At 65.9% G+C, this 26,082-nt stretch carries 27 protein-coding genes; 14 read left to right on the forward strand and 13 right to left on the reverse strand.

Features of this window, described 5'->3' with window-relative positions; all coding sequences use genetic code 11:
* Window positions 1-373: 373 nt before the first annotated feature.
* Complete coding sequence (locus tag ACIGJC_RS22935; protein WP_483711708.1) at window positions 374-3,883, reverse strand: pyruvate carboxylase; 3,510 nt, start codon at window positions 3,881-3,883, stop codon at window positions 374-376.
* Window positions 3,884-3,950: 67 nt separating this feature from the next.
* Entirely contained in the window at window positions 3,951-4,334 is a 384-nt protein-coding gene (locus ACIGJC_RS22940; RefSeq protein ID WP_483711709.1) for a hypothetical protein, read from the reverse strand.
* Window positions 4,335-4,546: 212 nt separating this feature from the next.
* Here ACIGJC_RS22940 and hisN point away from each other — a divergent pair, with 212 nt between their 5' ends.
* A complete protein-coding gene (gene hisN / locus ACIGJC_RS22945) occupies window positions 4,547-5,326 on the forward strand; it encodes a histidinol-phosphatase (RefSeq protein ID WP_483711710.1) in 780 nt (259 codons plus the stop codon).
* Between the two features lie 16 nt (window positions 5,327-5,342).
* Here hisN and ACIGJC_RS22950 read toward each other — a convergent pair whose 3' ends face one another.
* Complete coding sequence (locus ACIGJC_RS22950) at window positions 5,343-5,951, reverse strand: HD domain-containing protein (protein WP_483711711.1); 609 nt, start codon at window positions 5,949-5,951, stop codon at window positions 5,343-5,345.
* A gap of 77 nt (window positions 5,952-6,028) precedes the next feature.
* The gene (locus ACIGJC_RS22955) at window positions 6,029-6,475 is read right to left on the reverse strand and encodes a GNAT family N-acetyltransferase (protein WP_483711712.1); all 447 of its coding nucleotides are present in this window, start codon (window positions 6,473-6,475) and stop codon (window positions 6,029-6,031) included.
* A gap of 279 nt (window positions 6,476-6,754) precedes the next feature.
* Here ACIGJC_RS22955 and ACIGJC_RS22960 point away from each other — a divergent pair, with 279 nt between their 5' ends.
* From ACIGJC_RS22960 to ACIGJC_RS22985, 6 genes are all read left to right on the forward strand, one after another.
* Complete coding sequence (locus tag ACIGJC_RS22960; protein ID WP_483711713.1) at window positions 6,755-7,549, forward strand: IclR family transcriptional regulator; 795 nt, start codon at window positions 6,755-6,757, stop codon at window positions 7,547-7,549.
* 82 nt (window positions 7,550-7,631) lie between these two features.
* Complete coding sequence (locus ACIGJC_RS22965; RefSeq protein WP_483711714.1) at window positions 7,632-8,399, forward strand: glutamine ABC transporter substrate-binding protein; 768 nt, start codon at window positions 7,632-7,634, stop codon at window positions 8,397-8,399.
* Window positions 8,400-8,417: 18 nt separating this feature from the next.
* Window positions 8,418-9,086, forward strand: a complete 669-nt coding sequence (locus ACIGJC_RS22970) for an amino acid ABC transporter permease (protein ID WP_483711715.1) — start codon at window positions 8,418-8,420, stop codon at window positions 9,084-9,086.
* Window positions 9,083-9,844, forward strand: a complete 762-nt coding sequence (locus ACIGJC_RS22975; protein WP_483711716.1) for an amino acid ABC transporter ATP-binding protein — start codon at window positions 9,083-9,085, stop codon at window positions 9,842-9,844. The genes ACIGJC_RS22970 and ACIGJC_RS22975 overlap by 4 nt, the downstream gene beginning before the upstream one ends.
* 2 nt (window positions 9,845-9,846) lie before the next feature.
* Window positions 9,847-10,827 (forward strand): formimidoylglutamase, encoded by a 981-nt coding sequence (gene hutG / locus ACIGJC_RS22980; protein ID WP_483711717.1) that lies wholly within the window; start codon window positions 9,847-9,849, stop codon window positions 10,825-10,827.
* Between the two features lie 236 nt (window positions 10,828-11,063).
* Complete coding sequence (locus ACIGJC_RS22985; RefSeq protein ID WP_483714521.1) at window positions 11,064-11,483, forward strand: hypothetical protein; 420 nt, start codon at window positions 11,064-11,066, stop codon at window positions 11,481-11,483.
* Here the strand turns inward: ACIGJC_RS22985 and ACIGJC_RS22990 are convergent.
* From ACIGJC_RS22990 to cls, 4 genes are all read right to left on the reverse strand, one after another.
* Window positions 11,480-11,674, reverse strand: coding sequence for a hypothetical protein (locus tag ACIGJC_RS22990; RefSeq protein WP_483711718.1), 195 nt, complete (start codon window positions 11,672-11,674; stop codon window positions 11,480-11,482). The genes ACIGJC_RS22985 and ACIGJC_RS22990 overlap by 4 nt on opposite strands.
* 55 nt (window positions 11,675-11,729) lie before the next feature.
* The gene (locus tag ACIGJC_RS22995) at window positions 11,730-12,086 is read right to left on the reverse strand and encodes a hypothetical protein (protein ID WP_483711719.1); all 357 of its coding nucleotides are present in this window, start codon (window positions 12,084-12,086) and stop codon (window positions 11,730-11,732) included.
* Between the two features lie 307 nt (window positions 12,087-12,393).
* The gene (locus ACIGJC_RS23000; protein ID WP_483711720.1) at window positions 12,394-13,050 is read right to left on the reverse strand and encodes a TetR/AcrR family transcriptional regulator; all 657 of its coding nucleotides are present in this window, start codon (window positions 13,048-13,050) and stop codon (window positions 12,394-12,396) included.
* A gap of 91 nt (window positions 13,051-13,141) precedes the next feature.
* Window positions 13,142-14,575, reverse strand: a complete 1,434-nt coding sequence (cls, locus tag ACIGJC_RS23005; RefSeq protein ID WP_483711721.1) for a cardiolipin synthase — start codon at window positions 14,573-14,575, stop codon at window positions 13,142-13,144.
* A gap of 269 nt (window positions 14,576-14,844) precedes the next feature.
* On the opposite strand from cls, the gene ACIGJC_RS23010 reads away from it, so the two are divergent.
* Complete coding sequence (locus ACIGJC_RS23010) at window positions 14,845-15,618, forward strand: response regulator transcription factor (protein WP_483711722.1); 774 nt, start codon at window positions 14,845-14,847, stop codon at window positions 15,616-15,618.
* A gap of 3 nt (window positions 15,619-15,621) precedes the next feature.
* Here the strand turns inward: ACIGJC_RS23010 and ACIGJC_RS23015 are convergent, their stop codons facing one another.
* Window positions 15,622-17,457, reverse strand: coding sequence for a phosphodiesterase (locus tag ACIGJC_RS23015; protein WP_483711723.1), 1,836 nt, complete (start codon window positions 17,455-17,457; stop codon window positions 15,622-15,624).
* A gap of 286 nt (window positions 17,458-17,743) precedes the next feature.
* Here ACIGJC_RS23015 and ACIGJC_RS23020 point away from each other — a divergent pair, with 286 nt between their 5' ends.
* The gene (locus ACIGJC_RS23020) at window positions 17,744-19,345 is read left to right on the forward strand and encodes a methyl-accepting chemotaxis protein (protein ID WP_483711724.1); all 1,602 of its coding nucleotides are present in this window, start codon (window positions 17,744-17,746) and stop codon (window positions 19,343-19,345) included.
* A 192-nt stretch (window positions 19,346-19,537) separates the two neighbouring features.
* Entirely contained in the window at window positions 19,538-20,131 is a 594-nt protein-coding gene (locus ACIGJC_RS23025; protein ID WP_483711725.1) for an HAD domain-containing protein, read from the forward strand.
* Between the two features lie 68 nt (window positions 20,132-20,199).
* On the opposite strand, the gene rocF is transcribed toward ACIGJC_RS23025, so the two are convergent.
* Window positions 20,200-21,114, reverse strand: a complete 915-nt coding sequence (gene rocF / locus ACIGJC_RS23030; RefSeq protein WP_483711726.1) for an arginase — start codon at window positions 21,112-21,114, stop codon at window positions 20,200-20,202.
* Between the two features lie 105 nt (window positions 21,115-21,219).
* Entirely contained in the window at window positions 21,220-21,747 is a 528-nt protein-coding gene (locus tag ACIGJC_RS23035) for an MgtC/SapB family protein (RefSeq protein WP_483711727.1), read from the reverse strand.
* A gap of 145 nt (window positions 21,748-21,892) precedes the next feature.
* Between ACIGJC_RS23035 and ACIGJC_RS23040 the strand changes: the two genes are divergently transcribed.
* Window positions 21,893-22,264, forward strand: a complete 372-nt coding sequence (locus ACIGJC_RS23040) for a 5-carboxymethyl-2-hydroxymuconate Delta-isomerase (protein ID WP_483711728.1) — start codon at window positions 21,893-21,895, stop codon at window positions 22,262-22,264.
* Window positions 22,265-22,542: 278 nt separating this feature from the next.
* Here ACIGJC_RS23040 and ACIGJC_RS23045 read toward each other — a convergent pair whose 3' ends face one another.
* Entirely contained in the window at window positions 22,543-23,004 is a 462-nt protein-coding gene (locus ACIGJC_RS23045; RefSeq protein WP_483711729.1) for an HU family DNA-binding protein, read from the reverse strand.
* Between the two features lie 298 nt (window positions 23,005-23,302).
* Complete coding sequence (locus ACIGJC_RS23050; RefSeq protein ID WP_483711730.1) at window positions 23,303-23,482, reverse strand: hypothetical protein; 180 nt, start codon at window positions 23,480-23,482, stop codon at window positions 23,303-23,305.
* A gap of 175 nt (window positions 23,483-23,657) precedes the next feature.
* Between ACIGJC_RS23050 and ACIGJC_RS23055 the strand changes: the two genes are divergently transcribed.
* The 3 genes from ACIGJC_RS23055 to ACIGJC_RS23065 are packed head-to-tail and all read left to right on the forward strand — an operon-like array spanning window position 23,658 to window position 26,073.
* The gene (locus ACIGJC_RS23055; protein WP_483711731.1) at window positions 23,658-24,035 is read left to right on the forward strand and encodes a PepSY domain-containing protein; all 378 of its coding nucleotides are present in this window, start codon (window positions 23,658-23,660) and stop codon (window positions 24,033-24,035) included.
* 20 nt (window positions 24,036-24,055) lie between these two features.
* Window positions 24,056-24,730, forward strand: a complete 675-nt coding sequence (locus ACIGJC_RS23060; RefSeq protein ID WP_483711732.1) for a response regulator transcription factor — start codon at window positions 24,056-24,058, stop codon at window positions 24,728-24,730.
* 8 nt (window positions 24,731-24,738) lie between these two features.
* Window positions 24,739-26,073 (forward strand): sensor histidine kinase, encoded by a 1,335-nt coding sequence (locus ACIGJC_RS23065; protein WP_483711733.1) that lies wholly within the window; start codon window positions 24,739-24,741, stop codon window positions 26,071-26,073.
* Window positions 26,074-26,082 lie beyond the last annotated feature (9 nt).

Below are 26,082 nucleotides of genomic sequence, written 5' to 3' on the forward strand. Positions count from 1 at the left end.
CTGCCCTTATCTGTTTGATTTGTCCAGCAGTCCTCGCTACGACGGGGCAATCCTACGGAACACCCTCGCCGCTTGATGCGGCCGCGGCCCGGAAGTCGCGAATTGGCAAGTCGGTGTCCTTATCCGGCAAACCCAGAAGCCAGCGATGCCAAATATCGTCTGAAAAAAGCGACATACCGGGTTTCCACCAGTGCAATGCAGGCCAGGAGGAGCTGCTTGATTGGGGCGGCGCCGGACGGCAGACGTCCATGTGGTGCGCTTCGCGGCCGGGCACGCCAGGCCGGAAAAGAAAATGGGGCAATCGCGAGATTGCCCCATTCCACTCAACGCCAATGACGATCGACCGGCGCGAACGCCGGCCAATCACCGAACCTCAATCCGTGCCTTTCAGTTCGATCAGCAACTCCTTCGCCGCCACACGATCGCCTTGCTTCACGTGCACGGCGGCAATCTCGCAGTCGCGATCGGCCGCAATGTGGGTTTCCATCTTCATCGCTTCCAGCGCCAGCAGCGTCGTGCCAGCCGCGACCTTCTGCCCCGGCTGAACCGCCACCGTCACGATCGAGCCCGGCATCGGCGCGGCGATATGCAGTGGATTGTCGGGGTCCGCAACGTTCTTGCTGTGGCGCGCCGGACCGGCTTGCGCGGCGCTGCGCTGTTCGATCAGCGCCGTGCGCGACTGTCCGTTCAGCTCGAACTGGACCTTGATGTTGCCCTCTTCGGCATCGGGATGCGTTCCCTGCAGCGAGACCAGCAAGGTCTTGCCCGCCGCGATATCGATGGCGACCTCTTCCTGGGGCTGCAGTCCATACAGGAAAGCCGGTGTCGGCACGACCGACGTATCGCTGAAGGTCCGCACGTGCGCGTGGTAGGCGACCGCCTGCTTGGGGTACATCAGGTAAGACGCAAGCTGCCGGTCGTCAATCGATTGTTCGCACGCCGCTTCCGCCTCGGCGCGTGCGGCATCGAGGTCCACTGCCGGGATCTGGTCGCCTGGCCGGTAGGGCGCGGGCGGCTCGCCGCGCAGGACTTTGCGCGAGAGTTCCGCGGGGAAGCCGTCGGGCGGGAAGCCCAGCTCGCCCTTGAACAGCGACACCACCGACTCGGGGAACGCAATCTCCTTGGCCGGATCGCAGACATCGGCGGCGCTCATGTCGTTGGCCACCATCATCAGCGCCATGTCGCCCACGACCTTGGACGTCGGCGTCACCTTCACGATGTCGCCGAACATCTGGTTGACCTCGGCATACGCGCGCGACACCTCGGTCCAGCGATGCTCGATGCCGAGCGAGCGGGCCTGCTCGCGCAGGTTGGTGTACTGGCCACCTGGCATTTCGTGGCGGTAGACATCAGCCGTGCCGGCCCGGATCTCCGATTCGAACGGTGCGTAGTAACGACGCACGCCCTCCCAGTACATCGATGCCTCGTGCAGGCGCTCGAGGTCGAGTCCGGGGTCGCGCTCGCTGCCGGCCAGCGCCGCGGCGATGCTCGACAGGTTCGGTTGCGAGGTGAGCCCGCTCATGGCATCGAGCGCGCCATCGACTGCATCACAGCCGGCGTCGATGGCCGCAAGCGCCGAGGCAGCCGAAATACCGCTCGTATCGTGCGTGTGGAAATGCACGGGAAGGCCCGTCTCTTCCTTGAGCGCCTTCACCAGCGCTGCCGCAGCCTGCGGACGGCAGATGCCTGCCATGTCCTTGATGCCCAGCACGTGCACGCCGGCCGCCTGTAGTTCGCGCGCGATGCCGACGTAGTACTTCAGGTCGTACTTGGGGCGCGAGCCGTCGAAAATGTCACCGGTGTAGCAGATTGCGCCTTCGCACAGCGCCCCGCTCTCGCCCACGGCGTCGATGGCCACGCGCATGTTTCGCACCCAGTTCAACGAGTCGAACACGCGGAACACGTCCACGCCGGCGCTGGCGGCCTGGCGGACGAAGAACTTCACCACGTTGTCCGCGTAGTTGGTGTAGCCGACGGCGTTCGAGCCGCGCAGCAGCATCTGGAACAGGATGTTGGGCACGCGCTCGCGCAGTTGCTCGAGGCGCTGCCACGGGTCTTCCTTCAGGAAGCGCAGCGCCACGTCGAAGGTGGCCCCGCCCCAGCACTCCATCGAGAACAGCTGCGGCAGTTCTCGCGCGTAGAAGGGCGCGATCGGGAGCATGTCCGCGGTGCGCATGCGCGTGGCGAACAGCGACTGGTGCGCGTCGCGCATGGTCGTGTCCGTCAGCAGCACACGCTTTTGCTCAAGCATCCAGCGCGAGAACTTCTCCGCGCCAAGCTCGCGCAGCAGGTCGCGCGTGCCGGTCGGAAGGGCGCCAGCGGTATCCAGCTTGGGCAGCACCGGGCTGGGCAATGGCAGCGAAGGTAGCGTGCGGCCATTGATTTCCGGATGCCCGTTGACGCACACATCGCCCAGATAGCGCAGCAACTTGGTCGCACGGTCCTGCCGCTTGGCGAAGGCCAGCAGTTCCGGCGTCTTGTCGATAAAGCGCGTCGTGACCTCGCCCGAGCGGAAAGCCTGATGGTTGATGACGTTCTCGAGGAACTGCAGGTTGCACGCGACGCCGCGGATACGGAATTCGCGCAACGCGCGGTCCATGCGCCGGATCGACTCGGGCGCCGTCGGCGCCCAGGTGGTGACCTTGACCAGCAGCGAATCGTAGTACGGCGTGATCACGGCACCGCCATAGGCCGTTCCGGCGTCCAGGCGCACGCCGAAGCCCGCCGCGCTGCGGTAGGCGGAGAGCCGGCCATAGTCCGGCAGGAAGCCGTTTTCGGGGTCTTCGGTCGTGATCCGGCATTGCAGGGCATGCCCGTTCAGCGAGATGCCCGCCTGTTCCGGCACGCCGGCAGCGCGCACGACGATCTTGCCGTCGGCATCGCGCGTGTTCTCGGTCATGCCGATATGGCCGCCCTCGGTAATGCGGATCTGCGCCTTGACGATATCGACCCCCGTGACCATCTCGGTGACCGTGTGCTCGACCTGGATGCGCGGGTTGACTTCGATGAAATAGAACTGGCCGGAGTCGGCATCCATCAGGAATTCGATCGTGCCCGCGTGCGTGTAGCCAACCGCGCGCATCAGCCGCATGGCCGCGTCGCACAGTTCGGCCCGGCCGGCGTCGTCGAGGTACGGCGCCGGCGCGCGCTCCACCACCTTCTGGTTGCGGCGCTGCACGGTGCAGTCGCGCTCGTACAGGTGCACCAGGTTGCCGTGCGTATCGCCCAGCGCCTGCACTTCGACGTGGCGCGCGTTGCGCACCAGCTTCTCGACATAGACCTCGTCATTGCCGAACGCCGACAAGGCCTCGCGCCGCGCGGCCGGCAGCGCGGTTTCGAGGTCCTGCTCGTTTTCCAGCATGCGCATGCCGCGCCCGCCACCGCCCCAGCTCGCCTTGAGCATCAGCGGGTAGCCGATGCCGGCCGCCAGGCGCTTGCACGCGTCCAGGTCATGCGGCAACGGATCGGTCGCCGGCATCACCGGCACGCCCGCCTCGATCGCCGCGTTGCGGGCCGCCACCTTGTTCCCCAGCTTGCGCATGACGTCCGGCGACGGGCCGATCCAGCGGATCCCGGCGTCCATCACCGCTTGCGCGAAATCCGGGTTCTCCGAGAGGAAGCCATAGCCCGGGTGGATGGCGTCCACCTTCGCCTGCCGGGCGATGCGCAGGATGTCATCGATGTCGAGGTAGGCCGCCAGCGGCTTCTTGCCCTCGCCAACCAGATAGCTTTCGTCCGCCTTGAAGCGATGGAGCGCGAGGCGGTCTTCCTTCGAATAGATCGCCACGGTGCGGATATTCATCTCGGCCGCGGCGCGCATCACGCGGATCGCGATCTCGGAACGGTTGGCAATCAGCAGGGATTTGATTGGGGTGTAGTTCATGGGGCGAATAGAAAGCGGTTAGGAAGACGCAGCCTCCACCTGTCGGCGCGCCAAGGCGAAGGGAGCTTTATTCGTGACGGGCAAAGGGCGTGTGCGAATCCATCCAGTCGTGGTGTCCCTTGGCGACGGCCCACGCCCAATGGGAACGCCGCGGAAGCGCCTCGGCGCGATGTCCGCCTTCGCCGCGTGACTGACCTTGCAGCGTGCTTCCCTCGGCGGCGGCCTCGCGCTCCCCGCCTGCTTCGATCTTTCCGTAATACGTCACCGTGCACTCCTCCTCAAACGCTTGTCGCCGTTGCAATGGCGATTTCAATACGAGATTGCGGGCGCGATTTCCTTCGCCCCAGTTGTACGCCGACATCGCAAGAAGCGCACCAACGCCGTGCGGCATGTCTAAACCGTTGTTTTTATTTGGGATTGGGGTGCCGACGCGCGATGACGATTTCACCATCGGATTTCATAATTTCAACTATGAACTCCGATGAAACGACTGGTCGACGGCGTTCGTGTGACATAACCGGCACGAGTCGGCCATTACCACCAACGAAGAGAAGGCTTCTAATCCTCCAGGTTAGGGCAGGAACGGAAGAGAGCGAAACGACACCAGCGACTACAATCGCAGGCACGTTTTCCCTATGCCGCACCTTTAATTCGCCACGCCCCATGCACGCAAATCAGCACGCCGAATTTCTCGCCTTCGCCGGCCGCCTGGCCGATGCAGCAAGCACTGTCACGCTCGCCCATTTTCGTGCAGCCCTGGAAGTGGTGGACAAGGGCGCCGCACGCTTCGATCCCGTTACCGTCGCGGACCGGGAAGCCGAGCGCGCCATGCGCGACCTGATCCGAAGTACCTATCCCAACCACGGCATCCTTGGCGAAGAGGAACAGCGAGTCGCCGGGACCGAGCCGTTCACGTGGGTACTCGATCCGATCGACGGGACCCGCGCATTCATTACCGGCCTGCCACTCTGGGGAACGCTGATCGCACTCAATGATGGCCAGCATCCGGTACTTGGCATCATGGACCAGCCGTTCACGCGCGAGCGCTTCTCGGGCAACGGCAACCAGGCCTGGCTGAATGGCAAGCCATTGCGGGTGCGGCCCTGCCAGTCGTTGTCGGAGGCCAAGCTGCTCTGCACCACGCCCGACATGTTCGAGGCCGGCGAGCAATGGGATGCTTTCCAGCGCGTGGCGCGGGCAGCCAGGATGCAGCGATACGGCGGGGATTGCTACGGATACTGCATGGTTGCCGCGGGCCAGGTCGACGCCGTGGTCGAGGCGGGACTGCAGCCTTATGACGTGCAGGCCCTGATCCCGATCATCGAAGGCGCCGGCGGGATCATGACGAGCTGGACCGGCGGCGACCCGCAACATGGCGGAGCCGTGGTCGCTTGTGGCGACGCCCGCGTGCATGAGGAAATCCTTCGGCTGCTCAACGGGTAAGGCTGGGGAACGCGCGTTACCGCCTGTCGGTGGCTCCTTCGGCGTCGGGCTTGCGGAAGTGTTCCTGAACAAGCCTGGCAGCGGCTTCCCAGAGCGCCGGCGCACCGCGTTCGATCGGCGGCTGGCAGCGCGCAATGACCTGTTCTTCGGTGACTTCGCACTCGACCCAGGTACCGCCTTCCGTCGCCGCGTTGTGGAGCATCGGCTGAAACCTGTCCAAGGCCTTGGCGAACTTTGCGTCGTCGCTTTCGCCGGCTTCGAACTCGAACCAGAGATCGCGAAACTCCGCCGCCTGCGCTTGCGGCAACAAGGCAAAGATACGCTCGGCCGCCACTTGCTCGCGTTCGGCCTGGCCCGCATGGGTCGAGGGGACGTGGAACGGCACATCGCCGGCATCGATCTCGACGATGTCGTGGATAAGCAGCATCTTCACGACGCGAGACACATCGACGGGCGCTGCCGCATGCTCCGACAGGACCAGGGCGTACATGGCGAGATGCCAGGAATGCTCGGCGCTGTTCTCGCGGCGCGACTGGTCAATCAGCGGCGACAACCGTACGACGCTCTTCAGCTTGTCGATCTCGCGGAGAAAGGACAGCTGGCGTACCAGATTGGACGGGTTCACGGTGGGATACAGGGGCGGGGGTGATGGGGCAAGTCTAGCAGGCGACCGGCCCAGCCACCCGCCATCGTCGACCCGGCTCAGGTCAGCTGCCGCGCCATGTAATGGGTTCGCTCTCCGAAGCTGCGCAGCACGGCCAGCGGCAATTGCGTTTCCCGTACCAGGCTGTCGACCGCGGTCAGGGTGAAGCCGTGGCGCGCGAAGAAGCCCGGGTGCTGGTTCGTCAGCACGGCGGCATTGAGGCAGCCACCGGCTCTCGCTCGCATCAGCAATGCGCTGACGATATACGTGGCCAGCCGTCGTCCGCGAAATTCGGGCAGGACCGCAACGGTATGCACGGCCAGCGTGCGGCCGTATTGTTCGCCGTACGCGCAGCCGATGACCTGGCCATTGAGTTCCGCCACATGGAACAGCCGGGGCATGTCACTTGCCTCGGCGAGCGTCAGACCGCATTGGGTCAGTACATGCGCAATGATCGCCAGGTCATTGGCCAAAGCAGCCCGCAGGCGAACGTCTCTTGTCATCATGCATGCTGCGTGGTAGTAGCTCGCCCCCTGCCCTTGCGCCGTTCCGGCGACCGTCTTGAGGGGGAACCGCGAAATGATAAAACTATGCCGCCGGGCGGACCGAACTGTCATCACCCAAGTGAGTCGACTAGCGCTTCCGTTGGCTGGCGCCGCCGCATGGCGCCACGCGCACCTGGCGCATTCAATGTGCGAATTTAAGGGTTATCCCTAGCCCATCATTCCCATTCCTTGGGATTCATGGTTTTGATTTTTGGGAATGAAGTCCTATTCTTCGGCCCTATGCTGAATGCTGTCGACAACCCGGGCGCCGCGACGCCCCCGACCTCCATCCCTGGCGAATCCGGCCAGCCCGCGGGCGGCGCCGATCGCGTGCTGTTCGTGCTGGCGGCGCTGGCCCAACATGGCGCGCCGATCTCGGTGCGCGAGCTCGTTGCCAAGACCGGACTGCCCAAGAGCACGCTCTACCGCCAGTTGCTGATGCTCAAGCGCTGGGGCTTTGTGCTGGAGTCCGACGGGGAATACGCGCCGGGGCCGATCAGCCTGCAACTTGCGCTCGGCTTCGACATGGCCTCGCACCTGGCCCGCGAAGCCCTGCCCGATATGCGGCTGCTGGCCCAGCAGTCCGATGAAAGCGTGGGGCTGATCGTCGCCGTCAAGGATCACGCCGTGTGCCTGGAGATGGTGGAAAGCCGCCAGTCGTTGCGCTGCTCGTTCGAAAAGGGCCGCGGCGTGCCGCTGCGCGCCGGTGCATCAGCCAAGTCGCTGCTGGCATTCATGCGCGACGAGGCGCGCGAGCGGCTCGTCCACGCCCTGTGCGAGCCGGACGAAGCCCAACGGCTGTTGACCGAACTGAGCGCGATTCGCGAGACCGGCTACGCCGTCAGCGAAGGCGCGGTGGACCCCGGCGTGTGGGGCGTGAGCGCGCCGCTTTTCTCGCGGCGCGGCAAGGCCGATGCGCTAGGCTCCATCACCCTAATGGTGCCGGCGACACGCCGGCAAGGGCGCGAAACAGAGCTGATCGAAATGACCGTGGCAGCAGCGATGCGGATTTCCGCCCGGCTGCAGTCCTACTGAACACCAAGCAGACCATTACCGCCGCCGTCGACACCCCCCCTGCGACGGCTGACCCCTCGTTCCCGAGAAAAAGGAGACCTCCATGAACCTTCGTCGCAAATGCCTGATGGCCGGCCTGACGGCCCTGATCAGCCTGACGTTCGGCACCGCCGCCCACGCCGAGGACAGCGCCGTGCTGCGCGTTGCCACCGACGCCACCTTCCCCCCGATGGAATTCGTGGAGAACGGCAAGCGCACCGGCTTTGACGTGGAACTCGTCGAGGCCATGGCCAAGGTCATGGGCAAGAAGGTGGAGTGGACCGACATCGACTTCAAGGGCCTGGTCCCGGGGCTGGTCTCGCGCCGCTTCGACATGGCCGTGTCCGGCATCTACATCACCCCCGAGCGCCGCAAGGTGGTGGACTTTACCGAGCCCTACTACACCGGCGGCCTGGTGGCGCTGGTCAAGAGCAGCAACACCTCCATCCATACCCCGGCCGACCTGAACGGCAAGAAAGTCAGCGTGCAGGTGGGCACCAAGTCGGTCAGCTTCCTGCGCGACACGTATCCGAAGGTGGAGCGCGTGGAAGTGGAGAAGAACCAGGAAATGTTCAACCTGGTCGAGATCGGCCGTGCCGACGCCGCCGTGACCGGCAAGCCGGCCGCGATGCAGTACGTCAAGACCCGCGGCGGCCTGCGCATGGTCGAGCAGCCGCTGACCACCGAGGAATACGGCATGGCCGTGCGCAAGGACACCCCGGAACTGACCCGCGCCCTGAATGCCGCGCTGGCCAAGGTGAAGGCCGATGGCACCTACGCGAAGCTGACCCAGAAGTGGTTCGGCAACACCGCCAACCCAGCCGCCAAGTAAGCCGCGCGGAACATCATCATGGAACTGGATTTTTCTCCTGTCTTCGCCGGTTGGCCTGACATCCTCCACGGCGCCATCGTCACCGTGGAGGTGACCGCGTGCGCGCTCGTGCTCGGCTGCATCATGGGCCTGCTGGTCGGCATCGGCCGGCTCGACCCGAAGCGTCGCTTCATCTATGGCATCTGTACGGCCTATGTGACGTTCATCCGCGGCACGCCGCTGCTGGTGCAGCTGTTCCTGCTGTTCTTCGGGCTGCCGCAGTTCAACATCCTGCTGCCGGCCTTTGTGTGCGGCGTGATCGGGCTGGGCATCTATTCCGGCGCCTATGTGTCGGAAATCGTGCGCGGCGCGATCCAGTCCGTGGACAAGGGCCAGATGGAAGCGGCCCGCTCGATTGGCATGTCTTCCGGCCAGGCCATGCGCGCGGTGATCCTGCCGCAGGCCATCGTGCGGATGATTCCGCCGCTGGGCAACGAGTTCATCGCGCTCATCAAGAACTCGGCGCTGGTGTCGCTGCTGACCATTGCCGACCTGATGCACGAAGGCCAGAAGATCATCAGCGTGTCGTACCGGTCGCTGGAAGTTTATCTTGCGATCGCACTGGTTTATCTGATCCTGACAAGCGCGGCCGGGCTGATCCTGCAACGCGCAGAACAACGGCTGCGCATGGGAGGCATGGTGCAATGAGCGATTCCGCAATCATCCGGATCCGCAACCTGGGTAAATCGTTCGGCGGCCATACGGTCTTGCGCGGCATCGACTTCGATGTGGAGCCATCGCAAGTCGTGGTCGTGATCGGTCCCAGCGGCTCGGGCAAGAGCACGTTCCTGCGTTGCTGCAACGGCCTGGAACAACCCGAGGCCGGCACCATCGACATCGTCGGCAAGCGTCTCGTGACCGAAGGCCAGCTGATTGGCGAGCACGAGCTGAACCAGCTGCGCACGGAAGTGGGCATGGTGTTCCAGTCGTTCAACTTGTTCCCGCACCTGTCGGTGCTGCACAACGTCACGGTGGGGCCGCGCATGCTGCGCGGCGTCTCGCGCGATGAATCCGAGCGCAAGGCCATGAGCCTGCTTGAGAAGGTCGGCCTTGCGCACAAGGCCCACGCCATGCCAGCCAGCCTGTCGGGCGGCCAGAAGCAGCGCGTGGCCATTGCCCGCGCACTGGCGATGGAACCGCGCGTGATGCTGTTCGACGAGCCGACCTCGGCATTGGACCCGGAACTGGTCGGCGAAGTGCTGCAGGTGATGAAGGTGCTGGCCGCCGAAGGCATGACCATGGTGGTGGTCACGCATGAAATGGGCTTTGCCCGCGAAGTGGCCGATGTGGTGGTGGTCATGGATGGCGGCGGCATCATCGAGGCCGGCCCGCCATCGGTCATCTTCTCGGCGCCGACGCAGGAACGCACACGCGGCTTCCTGCAGGCCGTGCTGACGCGGGCGTGAGGATGGCTTTGTCCCCGAACCTCTGGCAGGGCCGCGTCGATAGCGGCGAGCGTGGCGACACCACGCGCCTGTTCCGCATCGTGCAGGCATTGCAAACGGCAGACCCGACACCGCTGGGCGGCGCGCCGGTGCTGCTGGGCTTCAGTTGCGACGCCGGCGTGCTGCGCAACCAGGGCCGCCCCGGTGCCGCGCAAGGCCCGGACGCCATCCGCCGTGCGCTGGCCAACGTCCCGGCACACGGACTGCCGGCCTTGTACGACGCCGGCAATGTCGGATGTGAAGACGGCGACCTGGAATCGGCCCAGCTCGCGCTGGCGCAAACCGTGCGCGCCGTGCTGGCGCGCGGCGGCCTTCCGCTGGTGCTGGGCGGTGGCCACGAAGTGGCCTGGGGCACGTGGCAAGGGCTGCGCGCGCATCTGGACGCACAGGACGACGACGGGCGTGTGCTCATCATCAATATCGACGCCCACTTCGACCTGCGCACCAGCCGGCCTGCAAGCTCCGGCACGCCGTTCGACCAGATCGCCAACGCGTGCGCAGAACGCGCACAGCCGTTCGACTACGTCTGCCTGGGCGTCAGCCGCCTCAGCAACACGCCGGCGCTTTTCGGCCGCGCCGATGCATTGGGCGTCTGCTATGTGGAAGACGTCGACATGCAGGAGCGTCACCTGCCATCGCGCCTGGCGCAGCTGGAAGCGCGCATCTTTGCCACGGACCACGTGTACCTGACCATCGACCTCGACGCATTGCCGGCGGCCGTGATGCCGGGCGTGTCGGCACCGGCCCCCTATGGCGTGCCGCTATCCGTGGTGGAGGAAGTGGCCTTGCTCGCTCGCCGCAGCGGCAAGCTGCGCGTGGCCGACCTGGCGGAATACAACCCGCAGTATGACCGCGACCAACAGAGCGCCCGCGTGGCCGCACGCCTGGCCTGGCGGCTGTTGGCTGACAACGCCGGCGGGGGGGCGGAATCCGCACTGCAATAGGTACAAAGGCGGCCGGCGATCAAGGCCGGCGGTCGTGCGATGGCCGCTTTGTTTGCACTGCAATCCGGGTATATCGCTAGCGCGGCGGGCTGACCGGCCTGCCTATACTGGCAGGCAAACCGGGCACCGACAGGGAACTGTCCGCGCTGCGCTCTGAATTCTCTGCAGGCATCGGCGGCTTTCGCTTCGGATGCACTCCGCTTGCCTGCCCACGGGCCATGAACATGGAGAAGGGCATGCCCAACGAACAATTTTTAGCGACCCAGGAAACACGCCGCTCGGGCTTGCAGGCCCTGCGCGCGGCGCTGCTGCAGGTCCACAAGGAAGTCATCGGCTACGACCGCGGCCAGTACGAGCGCCTGAACGGCCCCATCCCCGCAGGCTTGTTCGTGCAGCGGGTGACAGAAGACAGTTTCTTTCGCTGGCTTGACCCGCTGTCGCGCCTGATCATCGAGATCGACGAAGAACTGGAGTCAGCCGAACACCACGATGAAACCTGCCGCGCCGTCGCGCGTGCCGCCGAAAGGCTGTTCAGTGAAAAAGGGGATGGCGCGTTCCGCAAGCGATATCAGGAGGCGCTGCAGGATGAATCCGGCGTCATCGTGGCGCATGGCCGTTTGATGTCCGTCATCGGACAGTTGCGGCAGTTGCCTTAGGCCTTGCTCCGCGACGGCTTCTTCTGCTGTCGCAACACCTCGGGATCCACTGCAACCGGATCACTGGCCGGAAAGGTTTCTTTGAGGGCCTCGTCCAGGTCACGCTCGATCTGGTCGTCAGGCGTCGCGGGCGCGCGCTTGCCATGCGCGCGGCCGGGCTTCGGCGCATTGTCCGGTACACGTGTGCTCATGGCAACACTCCTTTTCTGGCGGGGTAAGCATACTTTTCGGCGGTCCGCGTTGGGCTCAGCGCCCGTGTCCGCCGTGTGAGCCGCCGCCTCGGCCGCCCCCACGGCCACCGCCATGCCAGCCGCCGCCACCGCCGCCATTCCAGCCTCCACCGTGACCGTGCCAGCCGCCGCCGTGGCCGCCATACCAGCAGCATCGCCCCCCGCCGTAGATGTACGCAAAGCTGCCATAGTAGCCACCGTAGCCCGGACCGTAATAAGGGTAGCCAGGCGTCACGGGATATCCGCTGTAGTACGCCGGGCCAGCCGCATAAGCCGGATAAGCGGGATAGGTGCTGTCGTAATAGTCCGGATACACCGCGCATCCCGCCAATAGCGCGGCCACGGTTGCTGCTGTAAAAATCCTGTTGACCATGTATCGCATGATCCATCCAAAGCCTGCTTGCGGGCCGGATTGTCCGCTTGTCCCTGTTAGACAGGCTGCGCCCCGGGTCGATTCCCCCAAGCTTCCTTCCCGCCCGCGAATTCCCCGACATGGTGTCCAAAGACACAATTCCTGAACCAATTTAGGACTTATCCGATTTTCGAATGAGAACTAACGGAATAGATTTGCCTGGCACCCATCCCGCGGGTGCCCCGACGAGCCAGGGCCCCCCTTCCTGGTTCCTTGCCCTGCCACGATGGTTCCCGCCGTCGTGGCAGTTTTTTTGAGCCAGTTGGTCTCAGCCCGGCGTCTGGAGTCCCTGCTCCACCATATCGATCAAACGCTGCCCTAGCACCTCGGCTTGCGCCGGCTCCCTCCCGCGCAAGGGCCCATCGAGCAACAACATGGACAGGCCGTGCACCGCTGACCAGGCCAGGTATTCGGCGCCGGGACGGCGCCGGGCAGGCAGGACTCCGGCATCGACCATCTGATCCAGCGCAGCCGACAACAATTCAAAGGGATTTAGCCCGCTGTCGCCCGCTTTCGCCGGGTCGGCATCGGTCTCGACATCGTCCGGTACGGAAAACGCTGTTCGGAACAACCCGGGTTCGGCAAGGGCAAAACGCAGATAGCCGGTGCCGACCGCTCGCAGCTTGGCGCGAGCCAGCGCCGCCGAGCCGCTGCCGGGGCGGATATCGCCCATTTCGGCTTCCATGGCCACGGCCAGTGCGGATAGCGCCGCCGCGCGCACGGCCTGCAACAAATCCTGCCGGCTGGAAAAATGCCGGTAGGCCGCGTTGGGCACCACGCCGACGCGACGCGTGGCTTCGCGCAGGACGATGGCGTCTGGTCCCCCTTCGCGCGCCAGGGCGATGCCGGCCTCCAGCAGCGCGCGGCGCAGGTCGCCGTGGCGATACGTCGCGCGGGCCGGCGTAGGTGAAGCAATCCGGCTCATGATTTCCCCCAGTACATGCTGTTCTTATCTTGCCCTGCCAATAGTGAACAGTGTACACAATAGGTGCAACGGCGCGGTTCCGGTGGTGTGGCTAGAGGATCGGCGCAAACAGCTTCGCCACATGCATCGCGACGCGCAATGGCGCCGGGGCCCTGAGAAACTCTTCGACGCCGATCCGCCGCGCCTGGGCGAAATCTGCCTCCAGCATCTCGGCGACCTGGCCGGCAAACGACCGATCGGCGGTCATGACCATCAGCTCGAAGTTCAGCCGGAATGAGCGGTTGTCCAGGTTCGCCGTGCCAATTGCTGCGGCTTCGTCGTCGATCAGGATGACTTTCTGGTGGAGAAAGCCCGGCTGGTAGCGGTACAGCTTGATGCCGGCGGTCACCGCCTGGTGCGCGTAAAGTGTGGACGCGGCAAAGACTACGAGATGATCCGGCCGCGCCGGGATCAGGATGCGGACATCCACTCCGCGCAGAACCGCCAGCCGCAGCACGGCGAAGACCGCCTCGTCCGGGACGAAGTACGGCGACGTGATCCAGACCCTGTGCTTCGCCGCCTGGATCGCCTCGACAAAGAACAGCGAGCACGTTTCCTGCGCATCGGCGGGACCGGTCGGCACCACCTGGCAGGTCATGCGGCCGACCTCGTCCGGCGGCGGCATCAGCAGGTACGGCACTTCGCGCGCGGCCCAGTACCAGTCTTCGGCGAACGCCATCTGCAGGTCCAGCACGGCACTGCCACGCACGCTGATATGGGTGTCGCGCCACGGCGCCAGCGGCGGGCGCAGTCCAAGATATTCCACGCCCACGTTGTGCCCGCCGACGAACGCCTGCGCGCCATCGACGATGACAAGCTTGCGGTGGTTGCGGAAATTGAGCTGGAAGCGGTTGACAAAGCCACGGTGAGTGGAGAACGCACGCGCCTCGACGCCGGCGGCCAGCAACGTTTTCACGTAGCCGCGCGGCAGGGCGTGGCATCCGATGCTGTCATAGAGAAAGTAGACCTTGACGCCCGCCTGCGCGCGCTCGCACAGCAGCGCCTGGAGGCGCCGGCCAAGCACGTCGTCGTGGACGATGAAGAACTGGACAATCACCACCTGCGTGGCGGCCGCCACCGCCTTGAAAATGGCTTCGAACGTAGCCGTGCCATTGACCAGCAGCCGCACATCGTTATTGGCCAGGCAAGGCATGCCGGTCAGCCGCGGCAGCGCGCGCATGCAGACCTGCTCCGGCGCATGCACCACGCAGGCGCTGCGCGCCTCGCGGTCCGCGGGCGTCATGCCATGGCGGATCTCCCGCAGCCGGTCGTCGTTGAACCGGCGCGCGTTGACGTAGCCGGCGAACCGGCTCCTGCCGAAGATCAGGTAGGGCACCAGCGCGAAATACGGCATCATCACCAGCGACCCTGCCCAGGCGATCGCGCCCGGCGCCGTACGCACCGTCATGACGGCGTGCAAGGCGGCCAGTACGCCGATGATGTGGAATATCAGGATGACCGTCGCGACAACGCTCGCGCTTAGCATCTGCAGGCTTCCCAGGTTCTCACCATGCGGAACCGGATCACGATAAGCCCTATTTTGGCACAGCAAAGTGCCGGCTGCGGCGCCGACGCCCCCACCGAGTGCCCGCCCCCACGTGAAAAGCGCGCAACGCAATCCGGCGCCGCTTCTGCGCTACCTCAATTTTCCGGCTGGAATCGGATTTGTCCGATTGTTATGCGCCGTTTGCCTTTATACGCTTTCGAATCAGTGCCTTTCGGCAATCCCGACCTCCAGACACCTGCCTCCACCGTATGCCTGACCTTATGAACATCGCGCTGCTGAGCGGCCAGTCAGCGCAGCTGAAATCCGTGCCGGACCTGCTGGCCCGCTCAGGCTTCCGATGCAATGTTTTTGCCTCGCCGCGCGCGCTCATCCAGGGCGTCAGCCTGGCTTCTTACGACATGCTGCTGATCCACGACGAACTGCCGGACACCGTTGCCATCGATGTCATCCGCACCGTGCGCTGCGCACGCTCGCGGGATCTGCCGATCATGATGCTGGGTGGCGGCGGCAGCGGCAGCGAGGAGGCACTGGTCGAGGCCCTGGACGCCGGCGCCGATGACTACCTTTGTGGGCCGCTGAGCACGCGCGTGCTGCTGGCGCGCATGGCCGCGCTGCGCCGGCGCGCGACAGGCGACCGCCAGAGACAGGGTCTGGTGGTGCGCGCGGGCCCGTACCAGCTCAACAGCGTAGGCCGCTTCGCGACGCTGAACGGCGAACGCATCACCCTCACGCCCAAGGAATTCGACCTGGCCATGCTGCTGTTCTCCAACGCCGGGCGCGTGCTGGCCAACCGCCGCATCGAACAGGCCATCTGGCACCATGAACTGCCGCCTTTGTCGCGCGCACTGGCCGGCCTGATGTCGCGCCTGCGCAAGACCTTGCGGCTCAGTCCCGAGACTGGCATTTCGATCACGGTGGTCTACGCGCATGGCTATCGCCTGGACGTCCATGACGATGGCGGCTCCATGCGGCTCCCCAATCCGCAATCGGGCAACCCGCCCCTCGAACTGGCCCTGACCTGACGACTATGCTGGCAGGCGGTCTGCCAGCGTCCTGAAGTCGAGTACGGCAATGCCGTTGGCCGCCCGCTTGGCCTCATGCTTGGCCGCCGCCGCAGCAGCGCCTATCTGCTGGCTGCCCACGCGCTGGCATCCACTCACCGCCTCTGCTTGCACGCGCACAACACCGGCCGCCATCGATACGGGCGGGAAGAAAACCGGCTGACCGTTGCGATCCTGGGCGTGGATCCCGCCGGCGGCGCGGTCTGCCGGCGTGTACATGTCTCGCGCCGCATCATTGAAGCGGCGAATGGCCGCACCCACGCGCACCGCCCAGTCCGCACTCTGGTAAAGCACCAGGAAATCGTCGCCGCCGACATGCCCCAGAAAATCGCGTGCCGGGTCGCAAGCCTCGGTGAGGATGGCTGCGGCGCCCTTGAGCATCTCGTCGCCTTCCCAGTAACCGTACTTGTCGTTGTAGGACTTGAAGTGGTTCAGGTCGACATAGCAAGCGTAGAACGCATTGCCGGCTTCGATCAGCCGATCGATATGCTGGTTCAGCGGAATATTGCCTGGCAGGAAGGTCAGTGGGTTGGCGTAGCGCGCCGCCTCCATGCGGATCTCGGTGATGGCACGGACCAGGTCCGCCCCGGTGCCCAGGCCCATATAGCGTCCCTGGCTGGTGATGACAAAGCCGTCGGCCAGCGAGCGCGGGTTCTCGCCGGCCAGTATCTGCGTCATGGTTTCCAGCCCCGCATGCAGGTCGAAACAGGCTGGCTCGCAATTCGCCAGCGTAATGCAGGCCTTCTTACCGTACAGCTCGCGATGGAATGGCGCCGCGTAGCGATCCATGAAATTCTGCCGGTTGATAATGGCCAGCGGCTTCTGGTCTTCACTGACGATCGCCACGGCCGGCAGTTCCGGCTGCGACTGGAACACGCGCAGCACGTCATCATTGGCCGTCCCGGGCAAGACCGCGGGGGCCGCGCGCAACAGACGACCTGCCGTGATGCCCGACCAGCCGGAACGGACCATCTGGGGAAACACCGCGATCTGACGCGACGTCAGCACCCGTCTGACTTGCGTGCCGACGTGGATGGGCGGTTCGGCCTCCGGCCGGCCAAGGTAGTAGCCCTGCGCACCCGCCACGCCCAGGTCGCGGACCACGGCCAGTTCGTCTTCGTCCTCGATGCCTTCAGCGATCACGCGGCCGCCAAACGCCCCCATCATCCGCAATACGCCGCGCAGGATCTCCAGCCGCCGCGAACAGGAGGCGACGCCGCGGACCAGCGACTTGTCGATCTTCACGAACTGCGGAGACAGGTGGGCCAGCAGGTCCAGGTTTGCATGGCCGGTGCCGAAGTCATCCAGCGCGTATTGCATGCCAAGTTCGCGCAGCACGGCCATGGCCTGCCCGAAGCTGGCCGCATCGCCGATCGGCGTCTGTTCCGTGACCTCGATCACGATGCGTGCCGGCGCGATACCGGCACCGATCAGCATGGAAAAGCCGCTGCCGCGTCCCGCGAGCAAATGGCGCAGGGTAAGCGGGCTGAAGTTGAGAAAGAGCTTGCCCGGCAGATCGAGCACGCTCCAGGCCGCCAGCGCTGTCCGCGCGGCCTGCGTCTCCAGCGCAATGGTGCCCGCCGGGCTTTGCGCCAGCCTGAACAGTGCCTCCGGACTGGCATAGGAGGAGCCGGCCGGCCCGCGGATCAGTGCTTCGTAGCCCAGTATTTCCGCCGATTCAGTCTGCACGATGGGCTGAAATACGGCGTGCAAGGGTGGCAGCGACGGCCACTGCAATGGCATGGAACAGCCCGCCTCGGGGCGGCTATCGGAAGGCATGGCGGCAGGCGAGCCTGGCATAAAGTGACCGGAAAAATTACTGGGCAAGCGCCCGGCGCGTATTTCATGACAGTAATGTGACCGCAATATGACATCGGGGCACACCGCCAGACTGTCACGCCAGCGTCACATTCCTGTCCGACTATCCGTGCCGGCCGAGGCTCGCGCACTCCACGCCTCCCATAAGCGCGATTGCCCGGCCTGGGTCAGCAATGTCCGGGATTCCGGTGTCAGCGGCAGTGCCAGCAGCACCTGCGCGATCCGACGGACAGGTCATGCGGGCACCATGCCCGCCGGAGTCGTATTCGTGTTGCAATCACTCAAGTTGTTCCGTCCGACGGGCCGTGTCCACCGGGCATCGCGATTTGCGCGCCTGCCATTGCTGGCGCGACTGTGCGCAGCGTTCGCGCTGGTGTACTTGTTCGGCGCCGCGGTCGGCGTGACCGGCATTGTGAATCTCATTGACTTGCGCCAGCGCAGTGACGCCCTGTATCGACAGGACATGCACGGCGCGATCTCCGCCGAGCGCGCGCAATCGGCACTGGCCCGGCTCGGCCGCGCCCAGTTGTCGATAACCATGGCGACCAGTGGCACAGAGCGCGATGAAGCCGCCGCCGACATCGATGCCGCGCTGGGCCGGCTCGATGCGGCGCTCGACGGCATCCGGCACGCCGCACCGGCACAGGCCGAGCGCTTGCAGCCCGAACGCGTTCAGGCGGGCAAGCTGCTGCAGGCCTACGTTGCACTGGTACGGCAGCAACCGCTGGACCCGTTGCAGTTCGACAGCGCGGTTTCCGTAGATGGCCATTTTGTTGGCGAACAACTCACAAAGCTCAGCGGCATGATGGAAGATGCGCGCGCGCGCCAGGAGCGGCAGGCTGCCGACACCATGGCCAGCGTGGGCTCGCGCCAGGCCGCGGCGCAGGCGCTGATGATCGGCCTGCTGGCCGCGAGCCTCTTCGCTGCCGCCGGTCTGGCATGGTTTGCCGCGCGCAGCCTCACCACCGAGCTTGGCGGCGAACCCGCGGACGCGGCGGGGGCCGCCACGCGCATTGCGGCCGGCGACCTGACCGGCGACATCCGTCTGCGCAACGGTGACGCGCACAGCGTGCTGGGCCTGCTGTCGCGCATGCGCGACCAATTGGCCGGCGTGCTGGCGCGCATCCGCGATTCCGCCGCGGACATCACCGCAGCGAGCGCCGGCATTGCCGCCGGCAACCACGACCTCGCGGCACGCACCAACCAGCAGGCCACCGCGCTGGCTGAGGCGGCCGGGAGCGTGCGCCGCCTGGCCGGACTGGTCGAACAGGCCCATGCGCAGGCCACTGAATCCAGCGGCGTCGCGCAGCAAGCGCGTGAAGCAGCGAACTCCGGCTCGGCTGTCGTGCGCGAGATGAGCGGCGCCATGGAAGCCGTGCACGTGCATTCACGGCAAATCGCCGAGGTTGTCACGCTGATCGAGAGCATTGCGTTCCAGACCAACATCCTTGCGCTGAATGCTGCCGTCGAAGCTGCCCGCGCCGGCCCGGCCGGGCGCGGCTTCGCGGTGGTGGCACAGGAAGTCCGGGCATTGGCGCAGCGCAGCGCCAGCTCGGCCCGCGAAATCGGCGGCATCGTCGGCAACGCCACGCGCGAGATCGAGCGCGGTACGCAGCTGACCGCGGAAGTGGTCAACGCCATGGGGCGCATCGACGCCGCCGTGAGCCATAGCCACGAACTGGCCAGCCAACTGTGCGGACTGGCCGACGAACAGGCAATCGGCGTACGCACGGCCGGACACTCGGTCAGCCAGCTCGAACAAACCGCGCAACGGAACGCAGAGCTGGTAGATACCGTTGCCGCGCAGGCGGAACGCCTGGACGCCCTCGCAGCCGGGTTGGAACAGGACGTGGCGCGCTTCCGCTTTTAGCCGGGTGGACGCCGCAGACCTAAAGATGTGTCAGCCGGAAACATTTGACATTGAGAGGTAACCGGCATTTACGACTTCCGCGACGAAGTTACAGATATGTTTCATTTGGGGCCGGCCGAGTTACGCGCAGGCCGCGGGTTGCCGAGTAATCTTTGCTCACACCAACCCGATGGGTAACCCCCCAAGGAAATCATGTCCGAACGACTCATCATGCTGGACGTACCTGGCGTACTGTATTCCGACCGGTCCCAGGCCCGGCTCGGCGGGGTTCCCGACTCGGGCACCTTGCGCGATGTCCACTTCTTCGATCCCATCGCGCTGGGCTATATCCGTCGGCTCTTCGGCCTGGCCGGGGCCCGCGTGGTGGTGTCGGACGCCTGGCGACGCGGCACGCCGGCCGCCATCTTTCAACAGCTGGACCTGCAGGTAGAAGGCATGACGCCGCCGGTGGCGGGCGGTCACGGCGCGGAGATCGACGCCTACTTTGCTCGCCGCGCGCTGCCGTCTTCGTATGCGATCGTGTCCTGCGCACCGGCCGAATCGATGACCGAAGCGCAGCGCGAGCATCTGGTCAGCGTCGACCCGGCCCAGGGCCTCACGGTCGCGAACTTCCGGCAGGCGCTGGATATTCTTGGCGTGGCCTGCCCGTCCACGCTGATGCCGCCGCCGCGGCTCGACGCAGGCCTGCGGGCCAAGCTGGCCCAGCTGCAGCGGCTGGCGCGCGAAGAACCAGCCCGCTTCGATCCCCCTGTGCAGCCGGCCGCCGCCGCGGCACTGCACGCCTGAGCGCAACAACCGCCTGATGAAAAAAGGGTGCCGCGGCACCCTTTTTGTTGCATCGCCGCGAGGCGCCGTCAGCGTGCCCGCAGCAGCGTTGACTTGCCGAACAGGCTTTCCAGGAAGTCCACCACCAGCCTTGCCGTCTCGTTGCGCACATCGCAGGCAGGGTTGAGCTCCATCACGTCCAGCGAGGACAACCGTCCCGTATCGGCGATCATCTCCATGCACAGCTGCGTCTCGCGATAGGTCGGCCCGCCCAGCACCATCGTGCCGACGCCCGGCGCAATGGCGGAGTCGATGAAATCCACGTCGAAACTCACATGGAGGTGCGTGTCGTCGTCCACGCCGGCCAGCGCCTGCTCCATGGTCTGGCGCATGCCGTACTCGTCGATATAGCGCATGTCGAACACCTTCAGGCCGAGCCCATGCAGCCGCAGCTTTTCCTGCGCGTCGACGCTGCGGATGCCTACTTGCCGGATTTCCTGCGGCAAGACCGCCGGCGCGTGGCCGCCAAGCATGGTCAACGGCGCAGGGCCGTCGCCGCACAGGCAGGCCACCGGCATGCCGTGCATATTGCCGGTCGGCGTGCTGGATCCGATGTTGGCATCCGCGTGCGCGTCGAGCCAGAGCACCACGAGCTTGCGGCCCGCCTGGCGACAGTGGCGCGCCACGGCGCTCACCGACCCCACCGCCAGGCAGTGGTCCCCGCCCAGCAGCACCGGCACCCTGCCCGTTTCGAGTACGCGCGTGCTGGCTTCAAAGACGCCGCGGTTCCATGCCACCACTTCATCGAGGTGGCGCAAGCCTTGCACCGGCGCTGCCAGCGGATTGACCGGACCGGCAATATTGCCGTCATCGCGCACATCCAACCCCATCCGGGCCAGGGCCGGGACGATGTCGGCGATGCGCAGTGCCTCCGGACCCATGGTGCAGCCTCGGGTGCTCGCGCCGACATCCGTCGGCGCGCCAAACAGCGTAATCGGCTTCATGGGGCTCCTGTGGTCGTTTGACCGGAAACGGTGCCCCGGGAAGAGCGCCGTCCCTGTCGGGTCTGGCAACTTGCCGCGGCGCAAGGTTCCCGATCGCTCAATGCTTCAAGGAAAGAGATCGTCTTCGTGATCGCCGCGGTCGTCGGTACTGCGCTGCTTGCCCGCGTCGTTGTCGCGAACACCATGCTGGTCGCCATTGATCGGATCCAGCACGCGATGCAGCCGCGTTTCCAGGCGTCCGCCCATCCATAGCAGCGCCATGCCGAGCACGAGCGACAGGCCACCGACCACGTAGTAACCCGCACCCGACGCCGCGCCAAGGATGGCAGACAACCAGATTGCCGCCGCAGTGGTCAGCCCCTGCGGGCGCTGGTGCGTGCCATGCCGTGCAATCACGCCCACGCCCAGGAAGCCGATGCCGGTCAGCAGGCCCTGCAGCACACGCGAGACGGCGTCCATCGGGTGTCCGGACTGCGTTACCAGGCATACCGCCGTTGCCGCGCCCAGCGATACCAGCCCCAGCGTGCGCATGCCGGCGGCCTTGCCGCGCAGGTTGCGGTCCAGGCCGATCACGGCGCCAGCGAGCAACCCCAAGAACAGGCGCAGAAAGATTTCGAAGCTGATGGTTTCCATAGGTGTACTTGTGTCCGATCCGACGCCGCAGGCGCTGATGCAAGCTTACCTCAGGCAACCGTGCATGTCGGCCGAATGCCCTTATCATGGCAACTCGCCCCGGGTTCTCCAGCGGCCCGGCCTGTACCGCCTACCCTACCTTGCCATGCCTCATCTCGTCATCGAAATCACCGAAAACACGCGCCTCAACTGTTCGCCCGAAGAACTGCTCGACGAGGCCAACGCCGCGCTGCTGGCGTCCGGCGAATTCGGCGAGGCCGATATCAAGTCACGCTGCATCACGCTGTCCACGTTCCGCCAGGGCGTGCAGGCCGCCGAGCGCGCATTCGTGCACGCACGGCTGTCCATCCTGGATGGCCGCGAACTGGCGGTCAGGCGCGCACTGGGCCAGGCCGTCTGCGACGTCATCGCCGAAGCGGTGCGCCCCGCCAACGCCGAAGTACAGAGCGTGCAGATCAGCGTCGAAGTCTGCGAGATGGAACGCGCCAGCTATGCCAAGCAGATCGTGGGCGGCTGACGCGTGCCGTGGTCAGATCTCGGCGCAGAAAAAAGAAAGCCCGCGGCCATCGCTGGCAGCGGGCAGGGCTTCCGGGAAGACACCGGGAGCCAGTTGCCATGGGGAGCGCCCCCGCACCCATGACGCTTTGGATTCTAGTCAATCACTCCCGCCGCCAGTTTGACCTGGGTTAAGTCGAAGCGAGTCTGGCGGACCGGCCGTGCCGGGCGATGCCTATCCGGCAAAATAAAAAAAGGAGCCGGCGAGCGGCTCCTTTTTCATGCGGATCAACTGGCCGATCAGGCGGCAGCGTCCTTCAGCTTCTTCAGCGGGCGAACCTTCACCTTGACGCTGGCCGGCTTGGCCGGGAACCAACGCTCTTCACCGGTGAACGGATCCTTGCCGAAGCGCTTCTTCTTGGCCGGCACTTGCTGCGCGGTCACCTTCAGCAGGCCCGGCAGCGTGAATTCGCCTGCGCCCTTCTTGTTCAGCGCGCTGACGATGGTGTTTTCCAGATGGGCCAGCACCGTCTTCACGGTCTTGGGTTCCAACTCGGTCTGGGCTACCAGGTGAGCGACCAGGCTCGACTTGTTGAAGGTGTCCTTCAGCGGGCGCGGGGTCACCGCGGCAGCCGGAGCAGCCTTCTTGGCCGGCGCGGCCTTCTTGGCGGCAGCCTTCACGGGTGCCTTCGTTGCCGCGGCCTTCTTGGCAGCGGGCTTGGTTGCAGTCGTCTTCGCGGTCGGTTTCGCTTTGGTCGCCATGTCGATTTACGAGAGTTGAACAGATCAGAGCCGGACATTCGACGGCTTCGCATCGCGTTGCCAATACCCCATGCCGGCGCCACTGAATCATAGCGGAAACATCCGTGTGTCAAAGGGTTTTCATGCGCGCAACGCCAAAAACCCCGTGAAAACCCGGTGTTTTGTCGCGGCTTAACCTCAGCGCGAACGCGCCGGAGCACTACGTCCCCCACTTTCGCGCGGTCAGGCGTCTTCGGCGGCAAGAAATTTGCGGCGTCAGCAATCCCCGGCAACGCCCGTTACCCCTGTTTTTCAGGGACTATTCGCCAAGCCACGCTGCAATCAGCGGGCCGGCAACCATGGTGCCGAGGGCGATCAGCGACAAGCATGCATCGGCGCGCGACCACTCGCGCAGCATCGCCACGAAGTCGGCGTGCATCCAGAACAGGCTCGAAACGCAGAGCAGCGAGAACAGCGCGCCGGCCGCCAGAAGTGCCACGCGCCGGTCCGCGGAGCGCTTTGGTGTCGACGGTGACAGGGATGCGAAAAACGGTTGGCGCGACATGGGGTGGACTCCTCGAACGGTTGGCGAGCATTGTCGCGAGCGGCACCTGAACGCCGGCTGAGGCATCCGTTCAGCCGGCGTTCAGCCGTTTTGAGGCAAACTTCAGGCCATGAACAGCATTCGCGCGTCCCGCCCTGCCCGCTCCCGCCACGCGCGCCGCCCTGTGTTCGTGCTGGCCGCGGCCACCGTTGCGCTGGTGCTCGGGATCGCCGGCCCCGCGCATGCCGACAAGGATGCCGACCGCGCCCGCGCAGCGGTGCAGTCCGGCGAAATCCTGCCGCTGTCGCGCATTCTGGAGGCGGTATCGCAGCAGTACGCCGGGGATGTCATCGGCGTCGAACTCGATCGCGACGACGGCGTCTGGCAGTACGAGGTCAAGCTGCTGCTGCCGGGCGGCTCGGTGGCCAAGCTGGAATACGATGCGCGCACCGGCGCGCTGCTCAAGGCGAAAGGCCGCAACCTCGAGCAGGCGCGCAAGCAGCCCTGACGCATCCGGAGCCCCACATCATGCGCATCCTGCTGGTGGAAGACGAACCGACGCTCGCCGGCCAGGTCCAGGCGAGCCTGGCCGCAGCCGGCTATGCCGTCGACATGGCGGCCGACGGCGTCGACGCCTGGCACCTGGGCGCGAACGAGCCCTACGACGCGGTGGTCCTTGACCTGGGCCTGCCGCGCCTGGACGGCCTGAGCGTGCTGCGCCGCTGGCGCGCGGAACAGGTCAACGTTCCCGTGCTGATCCTCACCGCGCGCGACAGCTGGACGGAGAGGGTCGAGGGCATCGATGCCGGCGCCGACGACTACCTGGCCAAGCCCTTCCGCATGGAAGAACTGCAGGCCCGCATCCGCGCGCTGATCCGGCGCGCGCACGGCATGCCGGCTCCGGAGCTCAGCTGCGGACCTGTCCTGCTCAATCCGCGCGCCGGCACCGTGACCGTGGACGGCGCCGCCGTGGTGCTGACCGCGCACGAGTTCAAGGTGCTGGACTACCTGATGCACCATCCGGGCTCGATCGTCAGCAAGACCACGCTGACCGAGCACATCTACGCGCAGGACTTCGACCGCGACAGCAACACCATCGAAGTCTTCATCGGCCGGCTGCGCCGCAAGCTCGGCGTCGACGTGATCGAAACCGTGCGCGGGCAAGGCTACCGGCTGCGCCCGCCCGCTGCCGGCGGCGTGTAAGGGACAGGATGCGCAACTCGCTGGCGCTACGCCTGCTCGCCGTGGCCGCCGTCTGGCTGGCCGCAGCGCTCGGGGCCAGCTGGTGGATGCTGTCGACGCTGTTCGAGCGGCATGTCAACGACACCTATGTCCGGCAGCTCGAGCACCAGCTCACCAGCCTGACGGCCGCTCTCGACTGGAGCCCCGATGGCCGGCTGCAACTGACGCGCGCGCCTGCCGATCCCCGCTATGAACTCCCCTATTCCGGCGCCTACTGGCAGGCACGCGCATCCGGCGCGCTGCTGCGTTCGCGCTCGCTGTGGGATACCGAGATGCCGGAAAAGGCCGCGCACCAAGTCGCCGGAACCCCTGCGGAAGTGCGTGCCGGGCCAAACCGGCAGTCCCTGCTGGTCGTGTCGCGCCGCATCGTGCTGGCCTCGTCCGACACGCCTGTCGACGTATCCGTTGCGCTGGACCGCACCGAGTTGCGCGCGGCACGGCGCGCCTTCAACACCATGCTGGCCTGGTCGCTGGGCGCGCTCGGCATGGGGCTGATGCTGGCGGTGGCTGCCCAGGTGCGCTTCGGGCTGGCGCCGCTCAAGCGCCTGCGGCAAGCGCTCGCGGCCATGCAGGCGCGGCGCGAGCGCCGCCTGGGCGGCAAATGGCCAACCGAGGTGCAACCGCTGGTCAGCGAGATCAACACGCTGCTCGATGACAACACGCAGGCGCTGGAACGGTCGCGGCGGCAGGCGGCAGACCTGGCCCATGCCGTCAAGACGCCACTGGCGGTGCTTGCCAACGAAGCCATCAGCCTGCCGGACCCTGCCGCCGCGGCCATATCGCGCCAGGTGGATGCCATGCGTCGGCAAGTCGATCACCACCTGGCCCGCGCGCGCGCGGCGGGCGCCGCGGCCGCACGCGGCGAGCGCATCGAGGCAGGCCCCGCCGTGCGCGAACTGACACGCGCGCTGATGCGCCTGCATGATGCGCGCCAGCTCGACATGGACGTGCAGGGCGAAGGACACTTCGCCGGCGACCGTCAGGATCTGGTGGAGATGCTGGGGAACCTGCTCGACAACGCCTGCCAGTGGGCGCGTTCGCAGGTGCGCATCCGCCTGCGTGAGGATACCGGCGCGGCGGCCCTCGAAATCCTGGTAGAGGACGATGGCCCCGGCATGCCGCCCGACGCGCGCGGATTGGCCGCGGCCCGCTTCGGGCGCCTGGACGAAAGCGCCGCCGGCAGCGGGCTTGGCCTGGCCATCGTCACCGAGATAGCGGCCATGTATGAAGGATCGCTGGAGCTCGGCACCAGCACACTGGGCGGGCTGGCCGCGCGCCTGCGGCTGCCGGCCGGCATGGCCTGACCGGCGCCG

The organism is Cupriavidus sp. C3SS-1 (assembly GCF_057073755.1).